This is a genomic window from Exiguobacterium sp. s21 (genome assembly GCF_018617975.1).
Taxonomy (GTDB): Bacteria; Bacillota; Bacilli; order Exiguobacteriales; family Exiguobacteriaceae; genus Exiguobacterium; species Exiguobacterium mexicanum_A.
Window position 1 is genome coordinate 107,460 of sequence record NZ_JACSLF010000003.1, and the last position, 21,821, is coordinate 129,280.

The window sequence follows — 21,821 nt, forward strand, 5'->3', positions numbered from 1 at the left end:
TTTTGTGTCGATTTTTCGTCGAGTCGTTCCCTACGATTGCGAATTCGGTCACGTCGTGCTTATATATAACTAAACGGTTATATACTAAATGTATTGAAGGGGTCTTTCATCGTGAAAACCATCGATTTGACGACCGGTCAGGTTCAACGCGTCATCGTGGCGCTTGCCCTCCCGCTCGTCGGCAGTTCGCTTTTACAGTTCACGTATAGTCTCGTCGATATGTTCTGGGTCGGTGCGCTCGGTAGCGACGCCGTCGCCAGCATCGGCGCGGCCAGCTTTTATATCATGCTCGGTCAGGCGATTCAATCCCTTATCGTCGTCGGCGCCGGCATCAAAGTGTCGCAAGCCGTCGGACGGCGGGATCAGGCGTTGATTCAGCGCTACGTCCGGGCCGGGAGGCGGATGAACCTTGGTCTCGGCCTGTTATTCGTCACCGTCCTCGCCGCGTTCGGCCAGGCGCTTATCGGCTTTTTGAACATGGACGCACCGGCTGTCGAACGATTGGCTTACAGCTATTTGCTCGTCAGTGCACCGATGCTCGTGTTCTCGTTCTTCAACTTGCTGTTCGCCCGTCTGTTCAGTGCCTATGGCAATACGACGACGGCGATGCGTATCAACGCGACCGGGGTCACCCTCAATATGATCCTGTCACCGCTCTTCATCTATCCGCTCGGACTCGGCGTCGTCGGAGCCGGTCTCGCGACGCTCGTCGCGAACGTCGTCATGTTCGGTTTCTTCTGGCACCGGGCCCGCGCTTTGTTCGATTGGGAAGAGACGGTCGAACCAAATCGCACGGACTATAGAGAAATTCTTCGCCTCGGTTTCCCGATGGCGACCCAGCGCGTCTTGTTCACGGTCATCAGCATTTTCCTCGCCCGCATGATCGGCTCATACGGGACCGAAGCGATCGCGGCCCAGCGCATCGGGCTTCAAATCGAGTCGATCGCCTATATGATGATTGGTGGACTGAACGGTGCCATCGCAAGTTACACGGGGCAAAATCTCGGCGCCCGCAAAGTGGACCGGGTCCATGAAGGCTACCGGGTGACGACACGACTCGGTGTCTTGTATACCGGGCTGATCACCCTCGTGTTTTTATTCGTACCGGACGTCCTAATCGGGCTGTTCGTCGATGATCCGAGAACAATCGAAATCGGCGCGAGTTATTTACGGATCATCGGAATCTCGCTCATCTTCGCCTCCTTCGAGATGATCGGGAACGGTTATTTCTCGGGGCTCGGACTCCCTAAAATCCCAGCGACGATCTCGATCGTCTTCACCGTCGCCCGCATCCCGCTCGCGCTTGCCCTCGAGCCCTATCTCGGTCTCGATGCCATCTGGTGGAGCATCGCCATCTCAAGCATCGTCAAAGGGCTCGTCTCCGTACTCTATGTCCGACTAATGAAAAAGGAAGTGAGTTCCCTTGCAGAAGCAATTTAATCAACTAACCAAACAACTGTTGCACGGGCGTTTCGCCATCGAGCGTGAAATGCTCCGCGTGACACCTGAAGGGACGCTCGCCGTAACGAAGCATCCGGCAGGACTCGGTGACAAGGCGACGCACCCGTATATTACGACCGACTTCTCGGAAAGTCAGATCGAGCTGATTACCCCGACGTTTCCGACCGTCGAAGCGGCGCACAATTTCTTAGAGACACTGTACGACATCACGGCACTGAACATCGGCGATGAACGGCTTTGGCCACAGTCGATGCCGTGCGCGCTTCCGGACGGTGGGGTCATCCCGCTCGCGGATTTCGGCAATTCAGGACTCGAGGCCGGCCGCTATCGGGAACACCTGCTCCAAAAATACGGGGCGAAGAAACAGCTCATCTCGGGCATCCATTTCAACTTCTCGTTCGCAGACGAGTTGATTGCCGCCCTCTATGAAGGATCGCCGGAACGCTACGACCGTTTCAAGAACGACCTTTATTTAAAACTCGTCCGCAACTATTTACGGACGCGTTGGCTCGTCGTCTATCTGTTAGGCGGGACACCGGCTGTCCATACGAGCTATGAAGAACGTTGCGTCAGTCAAATGCAGGCACTCAGCGAGGACGTGTATTCGAATACGACGGCGTTGTCGTACCGGAATAGTGACTGCGGCTACACGAATGTCGAGCCGCTCTATCCGGACTATTCAACACTCTCAGACTACACCGCGAGCGTGCGTCGCTTCATCGTTCAAGGCGACATCGCCAACCCGAACGAGCTCTACTCTCCGATTCGGTTGAAGACGTCACGAGGAGGCAATGACTTGGAACGACTCGAGACGAACGGCATCGATTACATCGAGATTCGCAATATCGATTTGAACCCGTTCGAGAAGACCGGTATCGCCCTGTCCGATTTGAAGTTCTTGCACGTCTTCTTGCTCTACTTGACGTTGAAAGACGAGACACGATTTGTGGATTGGCAGGCCGAGGCGTTCCACAACCAGCAACGCGTCGCGAAAGAAGGTCTATCGCCAACACTCATGCTGTACCGCAATGGCGAGGCGGTGCCACTTCAGACGTACGCACGCGATTTGCTCGACGAAATTGAAGCGTTCAATGAACGGTACACCCTCGGGTTCGACGATGTCTTCGCCTCTGTCCGGAATCGGATTAACCGTGTCGAGGCGACTTACGCGTCACGCCTCACCTCCGCCATGATGACAGACGGCTATACAAAGTGGTCGCTCCGACAAGCCGAACTGTTCTATCAAGACGCATACGCTAACCGGTTCCGGATGCACGGCTACACGGATATGGAGCTGTCGACGCAGATTTTGATGAAGGCGGCCCTGAAACGCGGCTATGCCGTCGACGTGATTGACCGGGATGATCAGTTCATCCGAATCCGGAACGGCAACCAGACCGAGTACGTCAAACAAGCGACGAAGACGTCGAAAGACAACTACGTGTCGGTCCTCATGATGGAAAATAAGACGGTGACGAAACACGTGCTCGCCGAACATGGCATCCGCGTTCCGGGAGGAATCGAACTCCGCAGTGAAGCCGATTTACAGGACGCCTGGACTATGTTCGCGAATGAACCAATCGTCTTGAAACCAAAATCGACGAACTTCGGGATCGGCATTCACATCTTCAAGGACGGGACGACGTTCGAGGAGGCGCTCGAGGCGTTTCGTCACGCTCTTGCGTTTGACGACGTCGTCCTGCTCGAGACGTTCCTACCCGGGAAAGAATATCGTTTCCTCGTCATCGGTGACGAGGTCGCAGGCATTTTACACCGTATCCCGGCGAACGTGACCGGGGACGGCGTATCGACGATTCGTGAACTCGTCGCCAAAAAGAATGAGGATCCGCTCCGCGGGAAAGGCTATAAGACACCGCTCGAAAAAATTGACATCGATGACATCGTCGTCGCGTTCCTGCGTCCACAAGGCAAGACGCCAGACAGTGTCCTCGCCGATGGCGAACTCGTCTTCCTTCGTGAGAACTCGAACATCAGCACGGGCGGTGACAGTATCGACTATACAGACCAGATTTCCGATTCATACAAACGGATCGCGGTCGAGTCAGCCCGAGCGATTGGCGCGACGATATGCGGCGTCGACATGATGATTCCGTCGCTCGCGCGTGAAGGTGACTACGGCATCATCGAGCTGAACTTCAATCCGGCCATCCATATCCACGCCTTCCCGTACGAAGGCAAGGAACGACCGATCGGCGAGACCGTGCTCGATTTGTTATTTGACGGAAGAGGTTGAAGAGGTCCATGAATCGGGAATAGAGACTACATTGATCAGACAGATGTATCTTCTTTCTCGAGAAAGGGGTCTTTCTAATGGAAAAAGTGAAATCTCAAATCGAAGGCAAAACATTAGTCGTCGAACGCAGTTTTAACGCGCCGCGTGCGCTCGTGTTTGAGGCATTCTCAACACCAGCCCACCTCGAAGCATGGTGGGGACCGGCCGGATGGAAGACAGAGGTTCGTACGTTCGAGTTCGAACCAGGTGGCACATGGCATTACAAAATGACGTGTGTCGACAAGGAGCAGGGTGACTATTACGGTATGGAGTCATGGGGGAAATCGACGTTCCTCGAAATCGATCCGCACCGAAAAATCGTCTATACGGACGCATTTTCGGACGCGGACGGACACGTCAATCCCGAACTTCCCGTCATGACGATCACGAACGAGTTTGTCGACATCCCGAACGGCACACTGTTCATCAGCCGCTCCGAATTCACGGACGCCGAGTCGCTCCAGCAAGTCGTCGAGATGGGGGCCGTCGAAGGCTTCTCTTCGCAACTCGAACGGCTCGACGCCATCATCTCTCGATAACAACAAGCACCGTCCCTCTCGAGGCACGGTGCTTGTTTGTCGTCAAAATAAAAAGTAACTGACAATCAAAATCAACGTGAAAATGAAAACCATCCCGATGGCGAGCGCGACAAGGCTCATCTTCGCCGATTTGAACTGCTGAGAGTTGATCGTATGCACCTTTTTCAAATACGACCGGGTCCCGACGAGGATCGTCGCGATCCCAAAGATGATCGACAAGATGCCGATCGCCGTAATCAATTGGTGCTCGGCCCCGTTCAAATTTTCACTTCGATAGTAGTGGAAGTTCGTCACGAGAAAGCCGATTCCGATGACCGTGATGGCCGTCCGAATCCAGGCGAGGAACGTCCGCTCATTGGCGAGATGTTGCTGGATGTACTGCGAATCGACCGTCTTCTCTAAATCTAGTTTCACCGATATCCCTTCTTTCTAGCTCATCATTGCTCTAATTGTTCGAATAATCGATTGAGTTGATGTTCATCAATCTCTCCATACGCATCCCCGATACTGATCTCGGTCGAACAATAGTCGTCATGTGATACGAGATAGCCCGTGACGCCGACCCCTGTCGTCTCTTGAACGGATTGAATCCGTGCCGCGACCGCTTCGTCGTCCCCTTCGAGATGAAGATGGAACATGTTCGTCACCGGGACTTCCGGTGTCGTCCACACTCCGTCGAGCGCATTGAAGCGGCGCGCCAGTTCCTTCGTCTGCTCGACATACATCCCCATTCGGTCTTTCCGTAGCTCGTAGTAATAGTCAGCCGGGATGATGTACGGGTACAGTCCAATCAAGTCACCGCCGTACCGCCGTTTCCATATTCTCGCCTCGTCACAGAACGGTTTAGGTCCTGCTAAGATGGCACCTGCAATACCGCCGATGCCTTTATAGAATGAGACGTAGACGCTATCGAACAACGCACATACTTCCTCCGCTGTCTTCTCATAATATGGGAGCGTCTCGAGGAGGCGCGCTCCATCTAGATGCAGACGAATCCCTCGCTCCTGGCACAAATGACTAATCGCCTCAAGTTCAGTAAATGACGGTAAGTAACCGCCGAGTTCCCGTTGTGGTAACTCAATCAACAGGCAGGCGACATCCGGTAACGCCTTCACTTCGTCGAGCGTCATCAACCGGTCGTCATCCCCAAGCAAAATCGGTTCGAGGTGATGCAACTCCTTCAACCCGTCCTGTTCGTGAATCTCCAAGTGACAGAGCGGATGATAGGCGACGTTTCGATTTTCGGTCTCGTCCGCCCAAATCCGTAAGGCGATTTGTTGTGCCATCGTGCCGCTCGGGAAGAAAATCGCATCCTCCATACCCAGTTCTTGCGCCATTTTTTGCTCGAACCGCATGATGACCTCGCCTGTCCCATAGTGGTCGCTCACCTGATTCGGGTCGACCTCAGCGAACGCCTGTTGCAAGACGCCGACAGTTCGTTTCCCGTGACCGCTCAGTTGATGTGACGTCTGTTGATACGATGTCCGTAAATCCATGTCATCCCCTCCACAAGAAGCCCCCTGTCCATAGACAGGAGGCCATCAGTTAGTCGCGCATGCGGACGATTAATTTGCCGCGTACTTTTCGTGTTTGTAGCTGTTCCAAGCCATCTTTTAACTGTTCAAATGGCAAAACGTCCGTAACGAGGTCGTTCAATTCACCCGCCTCGAGTAGCTTCATCATCTCTTCGGCCATATACGACAAGTTACGGATGGCCCGCTCGTTCTCACTCGCATGGGCCGCACCGAGGGCGACTTCATGAATCGACGGCGACAGCGTGAACCCTTTCATGTTCGACATGTCAGGTGGACCGGCGATATAAGCGAGCTGTCCACTGAACGCGAGCCGGTCGAGGTCCGCCGTCGCCACGTCACGTCCGACCGTGTTCAAAATCAGGTCGACCCCACGACCGTCCGTGTGCTCCATGATTTTCTCCGTCACGTCCTCGACGTTATAGTCGATGGCGACGTCGGCACCGAGTGATGTGACCCAGTCAAAGTTCTCCGGTGATGCCGTCGTGAACACTTTAAGCCCAAGTTTTTTGGCAAGTTGAATCGCGTAACCGCCGACCCCGCCCGCTCCGGCGTGGACGAGAATCGTCTCTTTGTCGCGTGTGTTCAACTTCTGCATGATGGCCTCATACGCCGTCATGCCGGCACAGAGGATCGCCGCAGCGGCCTCGTCGCTCACGTCCGGCGGAACGACGGCGCAAGCGCGCGCATCGACGACCGCATACTCGGCGAAACCGCCGTTGTTTCCAAGGCTCGTATGGACGGCGACACGTGAACCGGTAATGATATTGGCGATGCTCGAACCGACTTCGACGACTTCCCCGACCAGGTCGACGCCGAGAATGTGTGGGTACGACCAGTTCGGGTTGCCGTTCGTGCCGACTTTATAGTCGACCGGGTTCAAGGCGACCGCTTCGACTTTGATGAGCAGTTCGCCCGCATCTGGTGTCGGTCGCTCCACCTCACCGATGTATAGATGTTCTAATCCAGGTTGATCAAGTAGCCAAGCCTTCATGCTCAATACGCTCCTTCCGAATACGTCAGTTCATAAAAATGCGAGTAGATTTCGACGAGGTTGCCGAACGGGTCTTCACAATACACCATCCGGTACGGTTTATCGCCCGGGTAATATTCCCGGATTGGCATCCGTTGTTTTCCGCCATGGGCGACGATTTTCTCAACGAGCCCTTCGATGTCCGGGTCTTGAACACAATAGTGGAAAATACCCGTCTTCCAAAACTCGAAATTATTCTCCGGCTTCTCATTGTTTGGGAACTCGAACAGCTCGATGCCAATCTTATCACCCGTCGACATGTGGGCGATTCTGAAGCTGCCCCAGCCCGGTCCGAATACGTCCGTGCACATGACACCGATCGGCGAGTCGTCCTCGACGACGTCCGATGGTTGCATGATGGTGTACCAGCCCATCACGTCCTCATAAAATTTAACTGCTTCGGTCACACTCGGGACCGATAGCCCGATATGTGAGAATGTACGTGGATATGTCACTGTCATCTGCTCCTTTTTGTTTGCTCAATTTGATGGATAACGATACGATACCTTCATCGAAGCAATAAAAAAAGTACGCACATTCAAGTAACTACCCGAAAGCGAGGCGAATTGAACATGACGACCCCGTTCCCTGTCAATAAGGCGCTCGACATCATCGGCGGTAAATGGCGGCCTCAGGTGTACTGTACGCTCGAGAACGGCCCGCGCCGCTTCTCAGAGATTCAACGCGCCATCCCTGACGTCAGCCGCAAGGTGTTGACCGACCAACTCCGTGAACTCGAACAACTTGGCATGGTCCGCCGCATCGACTATTCGACCGAGAAACAGCTGCACGTCGAATATTCGCTCACCGAGGAAGCGTTCAGCCTACAACCGGCGATGAAGGCGCTCTGCTCTTGGGGCGAGACACACGACGAATAAACCCTCGCCATCCGGCGAGGGTTTTGTCATGCGGCGAATAGACTGATGAGGTTTCCATCCGGGTCGATGACGATGGCATAACGTTGTCCCCAAAACGCATCCCACGGTTCGCGATGTGAGGCATAGCCGTGCCCGACAATCGCTTCATAGCACGCATCCAGTTCATCCCGACTGTCGCACAAGAAGGCGAGTTCGATCCGGTGCCCCGTCGCCGGTTTCCATTCCCCATACACCGATTCGGCCACTTCGACCGTATCGAAGGCGAGCCGGACACCGCCGTCATCGACCTCGACGTGCGCTTCCCCATCCATCGCATCCGAGATCGACAGGCCGAGCAAACGGTAAAAATCGAGCGCCCGTTTCATGTCTTCGACGACGATGCCAATCATATCTAGCTTGATTCCCATGTGATCACCTCATTTTCCAAGTTGGTGGTGCTATGATGAGTGTAGCATTACATATTGCTTGTGAAACGAGGAAATTCAAATGACCCATCAATTCGCTGTCCTGACCCAGCCACAGGCGGAAACGATCGCCTACACGTGGCACTACGAAGGCGAGTATGCATTTTATGATATGGAGGCCGATCAGGACGATTTAGCCGAATTTTTAGACGCCGAACAGCGCGGACAGTCGGTGTTCGCCATCACCTCAGACGAGGAATTGGTCGGCTTCGTGAGCGTCGCGCAACCGGATGATGAAACGGTCGATATCGGGCTCGGCATGAAGCCCGATTTGACCGGGAACGGGAGCGGACGAGCGTTCGTCACATCGATTCTCGACTTCGTCAAAGCGACGTACTCACCTCATCGCATCACCTTGTCCGTCGCCGCCTTCAACGTGCGGGCAATCCGTGTCTATGAGGCGTGCGGGTTCACGCAGACCGGTTCGTTTCAACAACCGACGAACGGTAGCACGTTCACCTTCATCCAAATGGAACGTCAAGAAAGTCCTCAGAACCAACCGTTCTGAGGACTTTTCCTATGTGAGCTGCTTCTTTTGGATGTATGACAAGCCGAGCGCCGCTATCAAAATTGTGCCTTTGACGATGTCTTGGGCGTAATATGGCACGTCCCACATCGTCAGTCCGTTCAGCAAAATCCCAATCAAGATGGCACCGATCAACGTACCGACGACGTTCGGTCGTCCGGTCCCGAAGACGGCGTAGCCGATATAGGCAGCCGCGACGGCGTCCATCAACAGCGGTGCTCCGGCCGATACTTGTCCGGTACCGATGCGCGACGCCAAGATGATGCCGCCGATGGCTGCGAACAGACCACTCAACACATACGCGTACAGCTTGATCCGTGTGACGGCGATGCCGGAGCGGCGGGCCGCCTCGACGTTCGAGCCGACGTAATAAAATTCGCGTCCCGTCTTCGAATACGTCAAAAATAGATGGGCCCCGGCGAAGAAGAGAAGCATCAAGATGGCGACGAACGGGACAGGACCGATCGAACCTTGGCCGATGAAGAGGAACGACGGGATGAATCGTCCCGGTGCCGTCCCTCCTTCAATCGGCATATTGTCGTAGATTGAAAAACCCTTCGTATACGTCAATTGGACCCCATTGATGACGTACATGATGGCGAGCGTCGCGAGCAAATCCGGTAACCGAAACTTGATTGTCACGAGCGCGTTCAACAGTCCGACGAGCACGCCGAGGGCAATCGGGACGAGCAAAGCGACGAGCAGTTCTTGACTATGTAATACGAGACTCGACGCCGCACCGATTGTCGCGAGGCTCGCCGTTGAGCCGACCGATAAGTCGAACCCGCCGACGATGAGCGAGAACGTCACTCCGAGGGCGAGCAGCGAGACGATCGATACGGACTTGATGATGTCGCTGAAGTTCGCGTACGTCAAAAACTGGTCGTTCGTGACGCCGAAGACGGCGATGAGTGCGAGAATCGCGAACAACGTCCCGTATTGACCGATGCCGCTGAAGCGTTTCGTGCGTTGTTTGATGACGAGTTGGGCCATGTTAAACCCCTCCTTTCTGTTGCCAACGGCCGCGGTCGAGCCAAAGCGTCCGGTTGGCGATCAATTCTAGTTCATGCGGTTCACTCGACGTAAAGATGACAGTCTTTCCACTTTTCGCGAGGCGGGTGACGAGTTCATAAATATCCCGTTTCGCCGTCACGTCGACGCCTTTCGTCGGTTCGTCGAGCAGATAGACGTCCCGGTCCTCGAGGAGCCATTTGCTGAGGACAACTTTTTGTTGATTCCCCCCGCTCAGCTCTCGGACCGGTTGCCCGACCTGGTCGTATTTCACACGGAGCGAGGCCAAAACGCGCGTGACTGCGTTCGCCTTCCCTTCGATCGCGAGGACGTTCCGTTCAATCGAATCGTCGAGGAAGAGTCCCTGTTTCCGGCGTTCTTCCGGTACGAGGGCGAACCCGGACCGGACCGCCTGACGCGGTTCGCGAATCTTGATTGGTTTCCCGTCCAACGTCATCTGTTGTTCAACGCCGGAGAGACCGAATAGCGCCTCGATCAACTCCGTCTTCCCGCTCCCGGTGACACCGCCGATGCCGACGACTTCGCCTTTATACGCCGTGAACGGCAAACTCGTCCCGAACGCCGGTAACGTGAGCTCTGCCTGAATCCGCATCTCGGTTTCCGGAACGGCTTTCTCTACCGCTTCTGCCATGTCAGATCCGCTCAAATACGTATGGATATCCCGTTCTGACAACGCCTGAAACGGCCCTTCATAGGCGATACGGCCATCCCGGAGGAACGTCGTCGTCGTGGTGACGCGCGACAGTTCGTCCGACCGATGCGTGATGAGAAGAATGCCGACACCTTCCTCTGCGAGCGACTGCAATAACGTGAGCAGTGACGTCGCATCTTCCGTCGACAAGGCGGCCGTCGGTTCGTCGAGCAAGAGGTAGGCCGCATCACTCGCGAGCGCCCGGGCAATCAAGACACGTTGTTTGACGCTGAGCGGGAATCGTCCGACCGGTTCGGTCACGTCAATCTCTAGTCCGACACGTTCCAAGTAGGTGGCCGCTCGCTGTTTTAGTTCACGAGGACGAATCCGTTCGACCGCCTGCCACGGCACGACGTTTTCATAAATCGGTAACTCGAGATAGAGGGCGTCATCGACTTCTTGCGACACCGTGATGATCCCACGGCGTATCGCCTCGGCCGGTGTGAATGTGACCGGTGTCTCGTCGAGCTCGATCGTCCCGGATGTGGGGATGATGGCGCCACTCAACAGCTTCACGAGCGTGCTCTTCCCGGCCCCGTTCAACCCAAGCAAGCCATGAATCTCGCCACGGCGGAGCGTGAAGCTGACGTCATCGAGCACCGTGACATCACCATAGCGTTTCGTGACGCGTTCAAGCCGTAACATCAGTCCGTCCCTTTCATCCAGTCCGACCAGGCCGCGTCTGATGCGCCCCAGTTCGGGACGTATTGACCGAGGTCGTCCATCGTTACTTTCTCGTCCGGCAAGACGTCGCGGTCGACGAGATATGGGTCGACCGAATGAATCGACGGCGTCTCTTCACCAGCTAATTTTTGATACGCGTAACGGACTTGAATCCGTCCGATTTCAGCCGGATCGGTCGCGGCCGTCACTTTCCACGGGCTACCGTCCTCTTGCATGAGCTGCAAATCTTCATCGCTCAAATCAATCCCATAGACGGCGATCTCATCGCGTCCGGCCTGTTTGATGGCACGGCTCGCACCCTTAGCGAACTCGTCCCACATCGCGAACACGGCATCAATCTCACCTTCCGGATACTTCTTCAAAATTGCTTCCATCTGGCTCTGTGTGTCGAGCGCCGTATTGTTCGTCGCCGAACCAAACTTGGCGACTTCTGTGATACCCGGGTAACGCTTCAAGAACGCATCATAAATCGTGTGGCGACGTTCCATCGGTGTGAAGCCACCAACCCAAATCGTGACGATTTTGCCTTCACCGTCCAAATCTTCGGCGAGTGCCTTGAGTGAACGCCAAGCGAGCGAATAGTCGTCTTGGTCGATGACGGTCACGCCTTCGTTCGTCAAATCGTTGTCGAACGCGACGACTTTGATGCCTTTATCGAGCGCGCGTTGGACCGGTTCTTTCAACGCATCGGCACGGCCATGGTCGATCAAGATGACATCGACGCCTTGCGTCGTCGCCGTATCGACATAGCTCGCCATCTTCGACAGGTCGTTGTCGGCGTTGTACACTTTCACGTTGCCGCCGAACGATTCGACTTGTTCCGTCACCCCGTTGATATACTGCGACGAGAACGTCCCGATCGACATCTGCATGATCAGGGCAATATCGATATCTTTCGGAAGTGTGGCATTCGAGACCGAGACGGGTTTCGTCTCCGGCGTCTTCTCAGCCGGCTTCGATGGGGCCGCTTGTTCGTTCGTGCAACCGACGAGCGCCAAGACGAATGTGAATAGTAAAATTAATAGTTTTTTAGACATGAATTGTTCCCCCTACATGATGTGTGATGGCAGTCTCTGTCGGCTCGAACACACCCGCCTCGGTGATGAGTCCGGTGATGAGGTCCGGTGGGGTGACGTCGAACGCCGGATTGAAGACGGTGATGCCGACGGGTGCCGTCGGTTGACCACCGATATGTGTCACTTCTGACGGGTTCCGCTCCTCGATTTCAATCGTGTCATCCGCCGTCAAATCGAACGTCGAATGCGGCGCCGCGACATAGAACGGAATGCCGTAATGTTTGGCAAGGACGGCGAGCTGCAACGTCCCAATTTTATTGGCGACGTGACCCGTCCGTGTGATACGGTCAGCTCCAACGATGATGGCGTCGACTCGTTTTGACTGAATCGTCCAAGCCGCCATATTGTCGGTGATGAGCGTCACGTCGATATCGGCCCGGTCGAGTTCCCAGACAGTGAGGCGTGCCCCTTGCAGGAGCGGCCGCGTCTCACAGGCGAAGACGTTGAAAGATACGCCCTGTTCTTTTCCGACGTAAAACGGCGCGAGCGCTGTGCCGTATCGCGATGTCGCGATGGCACCGGCGTTGCAGATTGTCAACACGTTCCCCCCGGCCGGCAACACCGTCAGCGCATGCTCGCCGATGGCCCGATATGTATCGACGTCCCGGTCGTACAAAGCGATGGCGCGGCGTTTGATTTCCTCGGCAATCGCCTCAAAGTCGTCCCCGACATTTAAATCAAGGAGCGATTCGATCACGTTTTGCAGATTGACCGCCGTCGGTCTTGTCGCAATCAAGCGGCGTCCAACGAGGTCGAGTCGACGGGTGAAGTCCGGGTCGTCGACTAACCGGCCTGCCTCTTTGGCGAGGACGAACGCCCCGAAGTACGCGATGGCCGGGGCACCACGGACTTGGAGCGTCTCGATGGCATGTTCTGCCTGTTCGAGCGTCTCGATTGTCACGTAACGCTCTTCATGTGGTAACAACGTCTGATCCAATAGGATGAGTTCGTCCGTTTGCGAATTAAAGCGGATGTTTTGGACCGTCATACGCGCACCCCCGACAAAAGCGTCACCAAGTCGTCAATCGATTCGACGCTGTGGCGTTCTTTAATGAGCGCCGTCCCGAGGGCAAGCGCGTCACGTTTTCGTTCGAGCCGCGTCGCTTCCGGCAACGTCTCGAGATCGGCGACACCGGCGAGTCCGACGGCACGGCGAATGAGTTCGCAACCGGCATAGCCGATCGTGTCGCTGAAGATTGTCCGCAACAATTCGTCGACGAAACCGTCCGTATTGAACGGCTCGACGGCTCGCTCAAAGTTGGCCCGGAACGTCTTCTCGAACGTCTCCCACACCGTCAAGACGTCCGTGAAACGTTCGAAGCGTTTGAGCGGGTCATGGAACGTCGACAGCGTCAAATGGGCGATAATTTGGCCCAAATCAAAGCCGAACGGTCCGTAAAATGCGAACTCTGGATCGATGATTTTCGTCTCTTGTTGAGTCGCGAAGATGCTGCCTGTATGTAGGTCACCGTGCAGAAGCGCCTCATGTTTCGTGACAAATCCGACTTTCAGTTTCGTCACCTCGACCTTGAGCGCCTGGTCTTGCCAGAGGCGTTCGACATCTTCTCGAAGCGCCGCCTCGATGTTGTTCGACTCCGCGTCTTTGAACGGGTCGGTGAAGATGAGCTTCTCGGTGATGTCACACAGTTCCGGGTTGTAATAGTCACGTTCAATCCGCTTCTTCGCGATCGGGCCGGCCGCATAATCCGACGTCGCGAACAGCGTCTCGCCTAAAAATTCACCGACATGACGCGCGAGTTCCGGATAGCTCTCCCCTTTCAAATAACCGGTGCGGACAATCTCATAATCAGACAGATCTTCTAAAATCGTGTAGGCGAGCGTCCGGTCGCTACCGAGGACGTCCGGGACGAAACGCGGCGCCACGTTCGCAAACTCACGGAGTGCCAACTGTTCAATCCATGCCCGTTCGAGTGTAAGCGGCCAGCTCTCACCGACGACTTTAGCGTATGGGAGCGCCTGTTTGACGATTAGGCGCTGTTCGCCTTGGCGAATCCGAAACACGAGATTCAAATTGCCGTCCCCGATTTCCTCACACTCGGCGATTCCGTCTTGCAAGTATCCTAATTGACGGACGTGCTCGACAACAGACTGTTCTGTAAATGGTTGATATGACATGATGTTTTCCCCTTCCTGTACGTTGCCCACAAAAAAAGCCCCTTTCTCCGCGAGAAAGAGGCACAGCCAAAATGGTTGTTCCTCTCATCTGTCAGACATTCGTCTGGTGGATGTAGCACCGTGCCTAATGGTCGGTTGCTGCGGCGTCATCGGGCCAATTCCCTCTGCCAACTCGCGATAAGAGTGGTTTATTCGATTCGGTGAACTTATGTGATGAATATTACGGACTCGACGTCACAATTGTCAACGTCCTTTTCTCCGTGCCACTCGTCTTTTTTTGTGCATATATGGAAACAACTTCCCAAAATATTTTTTTGGAAAAAAAGGAATTGACGACGTGACGAATCTGTGTAAAAATTCAATTAAATTTCACAACTTCAAATCACATTCTTATCAAGAGCAGACGGAGGGACGAGCCCGATGATGTCGCAGCAACCGACCAGAGATGGCACGGTGCTAATTCTTGCAGCGAAAGCTGAGAGATAAGAGTTCATTTTTTATGATGACCTCTTGCCTCGGCATGGGGTCATTTTTTGTTTGCCTGGAAGGAGGAACCATATGAGTATCACTGCCACATATGAAATCAAACGAACGGATGCGGTCGCAAGCATTGCCGACAAAATCACCCTCGAGCTGACCGTCGGCACATGGACCGAGCTGCGTCATTTAGAGCAAGAGCAGTTACAGGCGTACCGGGGTGAGGTCGTATCGACCACCCATACTGAGACGACGAGCCGGTTCACGATCCGCTATCCGTTACATAATGTCAGCCCTGACTTTTCATCCATCTTGACGACGACGTTCGGGAAACTATCCCTCGACGATTCGATTCGGTTAATCGATTTGACGTTGCCCGAAACGCTCGCCCCTCATTTCAAAGGCGCCAAGTTCGGCGTCGACGGGATTCGCGAGTTGCTCGGTGTCCATGACCGTCCGCTCGTCATGAGCATCTTCAAAGGCGTCATCGGGCGTGACCTCGCGTTTCTCGAGCAGCAACTCCGCGATCAGTTCGCCGGCGGCATCGATATCGTCAAAGACGACGAGATTTTATACGACAATCCGCTCACGCCGTCGCTCGAACGGGCCCGGATCGGAGCGGCCGTCATTCAAGCGCACTTTGAGGCGACCGGGAAACGTGTCCTCTACGCCATCACGCTGAGCGGCCCTGTGTTCGGTCTTCGCGACCAGGCGCTCCGGCTGATCGAGGCCGGTGCGACGGCGCTCCTATTCAACGTCTATACGTACGGTCTTGACGCACTGCGCGAACTTGCGAACGACCCAGACATCCGTGTGCCGATTTTGGCCCACCCGGCCTTTGCCGGCGCCTTGACCGGGTCCATCAGTCATTCGCTCTTACTCGGTAAACTCCCACGTCTCGCCGGGGCCGATTTGACGCTCTTCCCGTCTCCATACGGTTCGCTCGCGACACCACGGGACGAGGCGTTCGCGATTCGTGACTTGAGCGCCGAACCGCATTGGTCGAAACCAATTTTACCGGTCCCGTCAGCCGGGATTCATCCGGGGCTTGTCGCCGATATCATTCGTGATTTCGGGACGGAGGTCGTCATCAACGCCGGCGGTGGCATTCATGGTCACCCGGACGGTGCAGCCGCCGGGGCCCGTGCTTTCCGCCAAGCCATCACTCACGTCCTCGGTCCCACCGAAGGACAGACGGACGAACTCGATACCGCGTTAAAGGCGTGGGCGTCACGATGACGGTCCACATCCTGTGCGACTTCGATGGGACGATCACGGCGGAAGACAATATCATCGCGTTGATGAAGGCATTCGCCCCGCCGGCTTGGGTCGAGTTGAAAGATGCGGTCCTCGAACAACGGATTTCCATTCGCTCCGGTGTCGGTCAAATGTTTCAACTATTGCCGAGCGAGGCCGCCCCGGACTACCGCGATTATTTGTTGGAGCGGATCACGCTCCGCCAAGGGTTCCCATCATTTTTAGAACAGGTTCGGGCGCACGGTTGGAAGTTTGACGTCGTCAGCGGCGGGATGGACTTCTTCGTCCAGCCGGTCTTAGATGGTCACGTCGCCCCTGAGCACATCTACTGTAACGTCGCCGACTTCTCCGACGAGACGGTAACCGTCACGTGGCCGCACGCTTGTGACGAACAGTGTACGAACGATTGCGGCTGTTGCAAGCCGACGATTGCCCGCCGTATCGTCAATCCGAGTGACCGCTTAATCATCATCGGCGACTCGGTGACCGACTTCGAGGTCGCGAAGCGTGCCGACTTCGTCTACGCCCGGGGTCAACTCATCACGCTCTGCGAAGACGCAGGCATCCGTTACGCCCCGTTCGAGACGTTCGACGACATCACCCATCACTTGAAGGAGGTGGCCGTATGAGCCTTACGGCACGTTGGCTTGAACTGGCCGAGATTAAAGACGAACTCGCCGCCCGCGACTGGTTCCCCGGAACGAGTGGGAATTTGGCGATTCGCGTCTCTGACGACCCGCTCGAATTTCTCGTCACGGCGAGTGGACGCGATAAACGGAAACGAACGCCAGACGACTTTGTTCATGTCGATGCGGGCGGACGCTTAATCGGCGAACAGACAGGAAAACCATCCGCCGAGACGCTGCTACATGTCGAAGTGTTCAATCGGACGGATGCGACGTGTTCGCTCCATGTCCATACGGTCGACAATAATGTCATCTCCGAGCTCCATGCCGCCACCGGCGAAGTCGTCTTCACCGGTCAAGAAATCATCAAAGCGCTCGGCTTCTGGGACGAGGATGCGGTCGTCCGCGTACCGATTATCGAGAACCATGCGGACATTCCGACTCTTGCGGCCGCTTTCGCCCCTCACATTCACGCAAACGCCGGTGCCGTCCTCATTCGCAATCACGGCATCACCGTCTGGGGCGAGACCCCGGCCGCGGCCAAACGCTATTTAGAGGCTTACGAGTTCTTGTTCAGCTATACATTAAAACTACGCGCCCTAGGCGTCCATTCATAAGGAGGAACCAACCATGGCAACTGTCTATTTCCAACAAACCGAAGAGCGTTACGTCGATCAAACTGAAGTGAGCGCCTTTTTAGAGTCTCGCGGGATTTTATATGAGCAGTGGGACATCACGAAGCTACCGGAAAACCTGCAAGAGAACTATCAGTTGACGGACGAGGACAAACAAGCGATCTTGTCGACGTTCCGTGACGAGATTCGTGATGTATCGGAGCGCCGCGGCTATGAGACGGCAGACGTCATCTCATTGTCAGACGCGACGCCGAACTTGGACGAATTGCTCGTCAACTTCCAAAAGGAGCACCATCATACGGATGACGAGGTCCGCTTCATCGTCAGCGGCCATGGCATCTTCGCCATCGATGACGCCGAGCGTGGCTACTTCAACATCGAGCTCAACCCCGGCGACCTCATCTCGGTGCCGGTGAACACGCGCCACTACTTCACGCTCCAAGACGACCGCAAAGTCGTCGCCGTCCGCATCTTCGTGACGACAGAGGGCTGGGTGCCGATTTACGAGAAACAGGACGTGACTGCATAAAAAATGAGGTTAGGAAATAACTAGACAATTTGAAAAGTTTTTAACAAAAAGAGGCCACCTGGACGAATGATTCGTTCCAGATTGCCTCTTTTATCGATTTACGCAGTCATGTCCCAGTTACAAAAACACACTACATTATCTGTTTTTTGATTTCCTCAAAATTATATTAATATTTCTTGTAATATTTTTTGGTCACATTGTAGTATCGAAGCACAAAAATCAACTTTAACCCACCAATGTGGATTGGACTTTTCATTTATATACGTTATCTTTACGTGAACGTCTGCATCGTTGTCAATTAACATACAAATATACTTACTATAGTATCTTGGTACATATCCTAATTTAGTTCCATGCTGTGTGTAAATTGCTATAGCCCAGGAATCATGTTGATTCCCTGGTTCCTTTTCCAATATCAATGGAGTATCATAGTTAATCTTCTTCTCAAACTGATGAAGATTATTTTGATGTCGCATACCTTGAATGTAAAAGCTTGTTTGGATTTCACTCTCTTGTTTCGTAATGGGCTCTTCTAATGAATAAGTATCATTAGCTATCTTGCCACGAGTAGCTTTTAGGATATCCATTTTGTCTGCAGCTTCGTCTAATCCCAGATCACGTAAAATCATAATATAATCATGTCGATTTTTAGATGGGATGCGTCGATCGAAGGCTGTAAAAAGATTTATTGATTTATACACTTCATCTAAATTCGGGAATAGTGGGTGAGGTTTGTATCCATGGTTTATTGCTTCTTTAAAAGATAAAGAATTGTGATTATAGCTAAAGATGTATCCTGTCTCATCATGAATTAAAGTACCAACATGAAAACAAGATCGAGTATCTCTGTCTTGCCAAATAACATTTAGCTTTTTATTTTGGTATGACAAACCTCATCCCTCCCTCTCTCTAAATAAGTTAACCAATATTTCGTTTCTTTCTGCTATTACTTGATTTAACCACTTTTTCTGAGCAATTGACAAGCAGGAGTTCTCTTCAAGTCGCTTTGAGAATTGATTATAATCAAAGTTTTCAATTCGGCCAATAAAATCACTAATTTCTAAAAGAAAGTTTTTGTGTAAAAAAGAATACAAATCTATCATTTTTACTTGATCCTTTTCACACAAACCAAACTTTACCTTTGTATTTCTATAGTACTTCTTTCGTTTGACCTCATCTTCCAAATAACTTTCAAGTTTGTCATCTTCAAAGCGAAATCCTAACGAAGCTCCATTGTCATACAGTGGAGACATCATCACTCCTTCTTCAGTGTAAAGCAAGGACCAATTATACGGATGACGGTCTTGATTACCAATGACAAAATCGAAGAGGAGCATAAAAATAAAATCTCTCTTAATTTTTCCCCAATATGACAACTTACTAATCATTTCAAACGCATGGTCTATAAGTGATTCACCCTTCAATGTCCTTGCTTGAATTTCAATATACTGATTTGGACACTCACCTTGAAGTAAAAATGCACCTGGGTATGCCTCAGAAGCTTTATAATCATCTACAAAATTTCTTAACAAACAGCCGCGTCGATTATTCCTATAAGCCATTTGAACTTTCATCATGTTCAGCGATAACAATTCACCCACGTGAGCAGCTATTTCTTCCGTCAAGTCTTCCCAGGAAGAACCAACCTCAAAAATTCTAGCGTATTTTATTAAATACAGTTCACCTTTCGAATTTCTTAGTTCTTCTTTTTCGAGAGTACTGTCTTCACCGTAACCAATCAACTCCCAATCTGTTACATCAATCACTATATTCGACCCCCAAATGTATCGATACAATATATATTTTATATTTATTAATGTTCATAATAAAAGACGAACCAGTTTTCGAGTTACTAAAACTGATTCGTCTATACTATACTTTACATTATTTTATAGAGATTAGTTATTCAATTATGATTTGGCAGCGGCTGTCGGTTTTGAAGAGAACCAACCCCATACCGCGATGCCGACCATGACCGACCAGAAGAACAATGTCCATGCCGTCGAGTGAACGAATCCGTCCGGAAGACCCATGAATTCGAACGGTGTGCCGGCAATCAATTTCTTGAAGCCAGGGTGTTCAAGGACGAGCACCGTCAACTTCACGCCGACCCAGCCGACGATGATGAAGGCGGCTGTCTCAAGTGTCGGACGTTGATGCAACAGCTTGACGAAAATTCGCGCAGCGAAACGCATCAAGATGACCCCGATGAGTCCACCTGTTAAGACGACGAAGAACTGACCTGAGTCGATGCCGCCGATCTCACCGAGACCGAGTGGCGGCAAGCTGACCGCGAGCGCGACCGCTGCGAGAATCGAATCGACCGCGAAGGCAATATCGGCGAACTCGACTTTAGCAACCGTCCACCAGAACTCTTTCTTCGTGACCGGCTTCTCCGTGATGGCCGTCTCTTCTTTCGCCTCAGCGGCGAGGTCTTGTTTCGGCTCCATCTTACGGGCCTTATAGGTCATATACAGGTGCCGCGCACTCATTCCGATCAAGTAAAGCGCACCGAGCGCCTGGACTTGCCAGACGTTGATCAAGAATGAGATCAAGAACAATGCGATGAAGCGGAAAATGAACGCTCCGAGCAAGCCGTAAAATAGTGCCTTTTTCTGTTCTGTCCGCGGCAAGTGCTTGACCATGACCGCCAAGACGAGCGCGTTGTCTGCAGAAAGTAGCCCCTCGAGACCGACGAGTACGACAATGATCCAGGCGTACTGCAGAATTAACTGCCAATCCATTAAAAACATCCCCTTTTTTGTTGTGTTCCTTCATATTTAACAGTGATCTATTTTTTAAGTTCACAGGAACATTTTATTCCCGATTCATATCGAAATCAATCTTCTTTTCTTCAATTGCTGAAGTTTTTTTATTTATAAGGACTGCAAAGCACGTTCAAAGCACGTTCAAAGAGCAAAATGGTACCCGGTCGATGTACATTTCGTGATAAAATCCTAACAAGAACGAGTGGCAGTCATTTGCCCTCTCAAAAAAGGAGAATCCGATTATGTCTACAAGCCATGTCGCTTTACCTACTAAAGCAGAACGACATAAATTATTCGGTTCGGTCCCGCCGATCAAAGGCACGAAACCAACTGAAAAAGATAAAATGGTCGATCTACAAAACACACCAAAAAACTTCTTGTTCGCGCTCGACAGCGTCGGCATCTCAAACGTCAAACACCCAGTCAACATCGAGACGCCAGACGGCATCCAAGCGACGGTCGCCACGTTCGAGTTGACGACTTCGCTCGTCCAAGACCGTAAAGGCATCAACATGTCACGTCTGACAGAACAGCTCGACGCGTACCACACGCAAGGCTGGACGTTATCGAACCGCTCGCTCATCGAGTTCGCGCAAGAACTCGCCGAGCGCATGGAACAGACGGAAGGTCAATTGACGGTCCGTTACCCATGGTTCTTCAGCCGGAAAGCCCCGGCCACAGGTCTCAGCGGTCTCATGAATGCGGACGTCATGCACAACGTGACGTACAACCTCGAGACAGGGATGGCAAGCGTGACGGTTGGTCTCGTCATCAACGTGACAACGCTCTGCCCATGCTCGAAAGAAATCAGCGAGTACAGCGCCCACAACCAACGCGGCTACATCACGATTGAAGCCGGTCTCGATGAAGCATCGCTCGACGGTTTCGACTGGCGTCTCGCGCTTCTTGAGGCAGCTGAGTCGAACGCATCGGCCCCGCTTCACCCTGTCTTGAAACGTCCGGATGAGAAGCGTGCCACGGAAATCGCCTACGAGAACCCGCGTTTCGTCGAAGACATGGTCCGCTTGATCGCGGCTGACTTGTATGAAATGAAACAAGTCGTCAACTTCTTCGTCGAATGCCGCAACGAAGAGTCGATTCATCAGCACGATGCGATTGCCTCAATCACATTCGATAAGCGCGATAACTAAAAACGAGTGAAGCCTGTGCGGGCTTCACTCATT

23 protein-coding genes and 2 riboswitches are annotated in these 21,821 nt (G+C 53.0%); of the genes, 10 read left to right on the forward strand and 13 right to left on the reverse strand.

What is annotated here, in order from left to right; genetic code table 11:
* The first annotated feature begins 111 nt into the window (after window positions 1-111).
* From KNP06_RS05120 to KNP06_RS05130, 3 genes are all read left to right on the forward strand, one after another.
* Window positions 112-1,440: an MATE family efflux transporter gene (locus tag KNP06_RS05120; protein WP_214711285.1), complete on the forward strand. Its 1,329-nt coding sequence runs from the start codon at window positions 112-114 to the stop codon at window positions 1,438-1,440.
* On the forward strand, window positions 1,424-3,715 hold the full coding sequence (gene gshAB, locus KNP06_RS05125; protein WP_214711284.1) for a bifunctional glutamate--cysteine ligase GshA/glutathione synthetase GshB: 2,292 nt from the start codon (window positions 1,424-1,426) through the stop codon (window positions 3,713-3,715). Before KNP06_RS05120 ends, gshAB begins: the two co-directional genes overlap by 17 nt.
* A gap of 77 nt (window positions 3,716-3,792) precedes the next feature.
* Window positions 3,793-4,293, forward strand: a complete 501-nt coding sequence (locus KNP06_RS05130) for an SRPBCC family protein (RefSeq protein WP_138858704.1) — start codon at window positions 3,793-3,795, stop codon at window positions 4,291-4,293.
* 42 nt (window positions 4,294-4,335) lie between these two features.
* Here KNP06_RS05130 and KNP06_RS05135 read toward each other — a convergent pair whose 3' ends face one another.
* The 4 genes from KNP06_RS05135 to KNP06_RS05150 are packed head-to-tail and all read right to left on the reverse strand — an operon-like array spanning window position 4,336 to window position 7,313.
* Window positions 4,336-4,707, reverse strand: a complete 372-nt coding sequence (locus KNP06_RS05135; protein WP_214711283.1) for a YidH family protein — start codon at window positions 4,705-4,707, stop codon at window positions 4,336-4,338.
* A gap of 23 nt (window positions 4,708-4,730) precedes the next feature.
* Entirely contained in the window at window positions 4,731-5,789 is a 1,059-nt protein-coding gene (locus KNP06_RS05140) for a threonine aldolase family protein (protein ID WP_214711282.1), read from the reverse strand.
* A gap of 49 nt (window positions 5,790-5,838) precedes the next feature.
* On the reverse strand, window positions 5,839-6,819 hold the full coding sequence (locus tag KNP06_RS05145; protein WP_214711281.1) for a zinc-binding dehydrogenase: 981 nt from the start codon (window positions 6,817-6,819) through the stop codon (window positions 5,839-5,841).
* Window positions 6,820-6,821: 2 nt separating this feature from the next.
* On the reverse strand, window positions 6,822-7,313 hold the full coding sequence (locus tag KNP06_RS05150) for a lactoylglutathione lyase family protein (RefSeq protein ID WP_214711280.1): 492 nt from the start codon (window positions 7,311-7,313) through the stop codon (window positions 6,822-6,824).
* 117 nt (window positions 7,314-7,430) lie between these two features.
* Here KNP06_RS05150 and KNP06_RS05155 point away from each other — a divergent pair, with 117 nt between their 5' ends.
* The gene (locus KNP06_RS05155) at window positions 7,431-7,736 is read left to right on the forward strand and encodes a winged helix-turn-helix transcriptional regulator (protein ID WP_021066025.1); all 306 of its coding nucleotides are present in this window, start codon (window positions 7,431-7,433) and stop codon (window positions 7,734-7,736) included.
* A 26-nt stretch (window positions 7,737-7,762) separates the two neighbouring features.
* Here the strand turns inward: KNP06_RS05155 and KNP06_RS05160 are convergent, their stop codons facing one another.
* The gene (locus tag KNP06_RS05160) at window positions 7,763-8,143 is read right to left on the reverse strand and encodes a VOC family protein (protein WP_214788005.1); all 381 of its coding nucleotides are present in this window, start codon (window positions 8,141-8,143) and stop codon (window positions 7,763-7,765) included.
* Between the two features lie 79 nt (window positions 8,144-8,222).
* Between KNP06_RS05160 and KNP06_RS05165 the strand changes: the two genes are divergently transcribed.
* Entirely contained in the window at window positions 8,223-8,708 is a 486-nt protein-coding gene (locus tag KNP06_RS05165) for a GNAT family N-acetyltransferase (RefSeq protein ID WP_214711278.1), read from the forward strand.
* A gap of 9 nt (window positions 8,709-8,717) precedes the next feature.
* Here the strand turns inward: KNP06_RS05165 and KNP06_RS05170 are convergent, their stop codons facing one another.
* Genes KNP06_RS05170 through mtnK form a run of 5 tightly spaced genes read right to left on the reverse strand, consistent with a single transcriptional unit; the run spans window position 8,718 to window position 14,345 of the window.
* Window positions 8,718-9,719: an ABC transporter permease gene (locus KNP06_RS05170; protein ID WP_214711277.1), complete on the reverse strand. Its 1,002-nt coding sequence runs from the start codon at window positions 9,717-9,719 to the stop codon at window positions 8,718-8,720.
* Between the two features lies 1 nt (window position 9,720).
* Window positions 9,721-11,094, reverse strand: coding sequence for a sugar ABC transporter ATP-binding protein (locus KNP06_RS05175; RefSeq protein ID WP_214788007.1), 1,374 nt, complete (start codon window positions 11,092-11,094; stop codon window positions 9,721-9,723).
* Window positions 11,094-12,170, reverse strand: a complete 1,077-nt coding sequence (locus KNP06_RS05180) for a sugar ABC transporter substrate-binding protein (protein WP_214788010.1) — start codon at window positions 12,168-12,170, stop codon at window positions 11,094-11,096. Before KNP06_RS05180 ends, KNP06_RS05175 begins: the two co-directional genes overlap by 1 nt.
* Complete coding sequence (gene mtnA / locus KNP06_RS05185) at window positions 12,163-13,197, reverse strand: S-methyl-5-thioribose-1-phosphate isomerase (protein WP_214764417.1); 1,035 nt, start codon at window positions 13,195-13,197, stop codon at window positions 12,163-12,165. Before mtnA ends, KNP06_RS05180 begins: the two co-directional genes overlap by 8 nt.
* A complete protein-coding gene (gene mtnK / locus KNP06_RS05190) occupies window positions 13,194-14,345 on the reverse strand; it encodes an S-methyl-5-thioribose kinase (protein ID WP_214711275.1) in 1,152 nt (383 codons plus the stop codon). Before mtnK ends, mtnA begins: the two co-directional genes overlap by 4 nt.
* Window positions 14,346-14,426: 81 nt before the next feature.
* Window positions 14,427-14,529: riboswitch (SAM riboswitch) on the reverse strand.
* Between the two features lie 203 nt (window positions 14,530-14,732).
* A riboswitch (SAM riboswitch) is annotated at window positions 14,733-14,834 on the forward strand.
* 69 nt (window positions 14,835-14,903) lie between these two features.
* Here mtnK and KNP06_RS05195 point away from each other — a divergent pair.
* Genes KNP06_RS05195 through KNP06_RS05210 form a run of 4 tightly spaced genes read left to right on the forward strand, consistent with a single transcriptional unit; the run spans window position 14,904 to window position 17,869 of the window.
* Window positions 14,904-16,061 carry a 2,3-diketo-5-methylthiopentyl-1-phosphate enolase gene (locus tag KNP06_RS05195; protein ID WP_214788013.1) on the forward strand — a complete coding sequence of 386 codons (1,158 nt, stop codon included), beginning with the start codon at window positions 14,904-14,906 and terminating at the stop codon, window positions 16,059-16,061.
* Window positions 16,058-16,708 (forward strand): 2-hydroxy-3-keto-5-methylthiopentenyl-1-phosphate phosphatase, encoded by a 651-nt coding sequence (locus KNP06_RS05200; RefSeq protein ID WP_214788016.1) that lies wholly within the window; start codon window positions 16,058-16,060, stop codon window positions 16,706-16,708. Before KNP06_RS05195 ends, KNP06_RS05200 begins: the two co-directional genes overlap by 4 nt.
* A complete protein-coding gene (locus tag KNP06_RS05205; protein ID WP_128123584.1) occupies window positions 16,705-17,322 on the forward strand; it encodes a methylthioribulose 1-phosphate dehydratase in 618 nt (205 codons plus the stop codon). Before KNP06_RS05200 ends, KNP06_RS05205 begins: the two co-directional genes overlap by 4 nt.
* A gap of 13 nt (window positions 17,323-17,335) precedes the next feature.
* Window positions 17,336-17,869, forward strand: a complete 534-nt coding sequence (locus KNP06_RS05210; protein WP_021066014.1) for a 1,2-dihydroxy-3-keto-5-methylthiopentene dioxygenase — start codon at window positions 17,336-17,338, stop codon at window positions 17,867-17,869.
* A 161-nt stretch (window positions 17,870-18,030) separates the two neighbouring features.
* Here KNP06_RS05210 and KNP06_RS05215 read toward each other — a convergent pair whose 3' ends face one another.
* The 3 genes from KNP06_RS05215 to KNP06_RS05225 form a co-directional block, all read right to left on the reverse strand.
* Window positions 18,031-18,759: an HIRAN domain-containing protein gene (locus KNP06_RS05215; protein ID WP_214711272.1), complete on the reverse strand. Its 729-nt coding sequence runs from the start codon at window positions 18,757-18,759 to the stop codon at window positions 18,031-18,033.
* 3 nt (window positions 18,760-18,762) lie between these two features.
* Complete coding sequence (locus KNP06_RS05220; RefSeq protein WP_214711271.1) at window positions 18,763-19,635, reverse strand: HipA domain-containing protein; 873 nt, start codon at window positions 19,633-19,635, stop codon at window positions 18,763-18,765.
* A 144-nt stretch (window positions 19,636-19,779) separates the two neighbouring features.
* On the reverse strand, window positions 19,780-20,613 hold the full coding sequence (locus KNP06_RS05225) for a TerC family protein (protein WP_214711270.1): 834 nt from the start codon (window positions 20,611-20,613) through the stop codon (window positions 19,780-19,782).
* Window positions 20,614-20,879: 266 nt separating this feature from the next.
* Between KNP06_RS05225 and folE2 the strand changes: the two genes are divergently transcribed.
* A complete protein-coding gene (folE2, locus tag KNP06_RS05230) occupies window positions 20,880-21,788 on the forward strand; it encodes a GTP cyclohydrolase FolE2 (protein WP_021066012.1) in 909 nt (302 codons plus the stop codon).
* The last annotated feature ends 33 nt before the right edge of the window (window positions 21,789-21,821 follow it).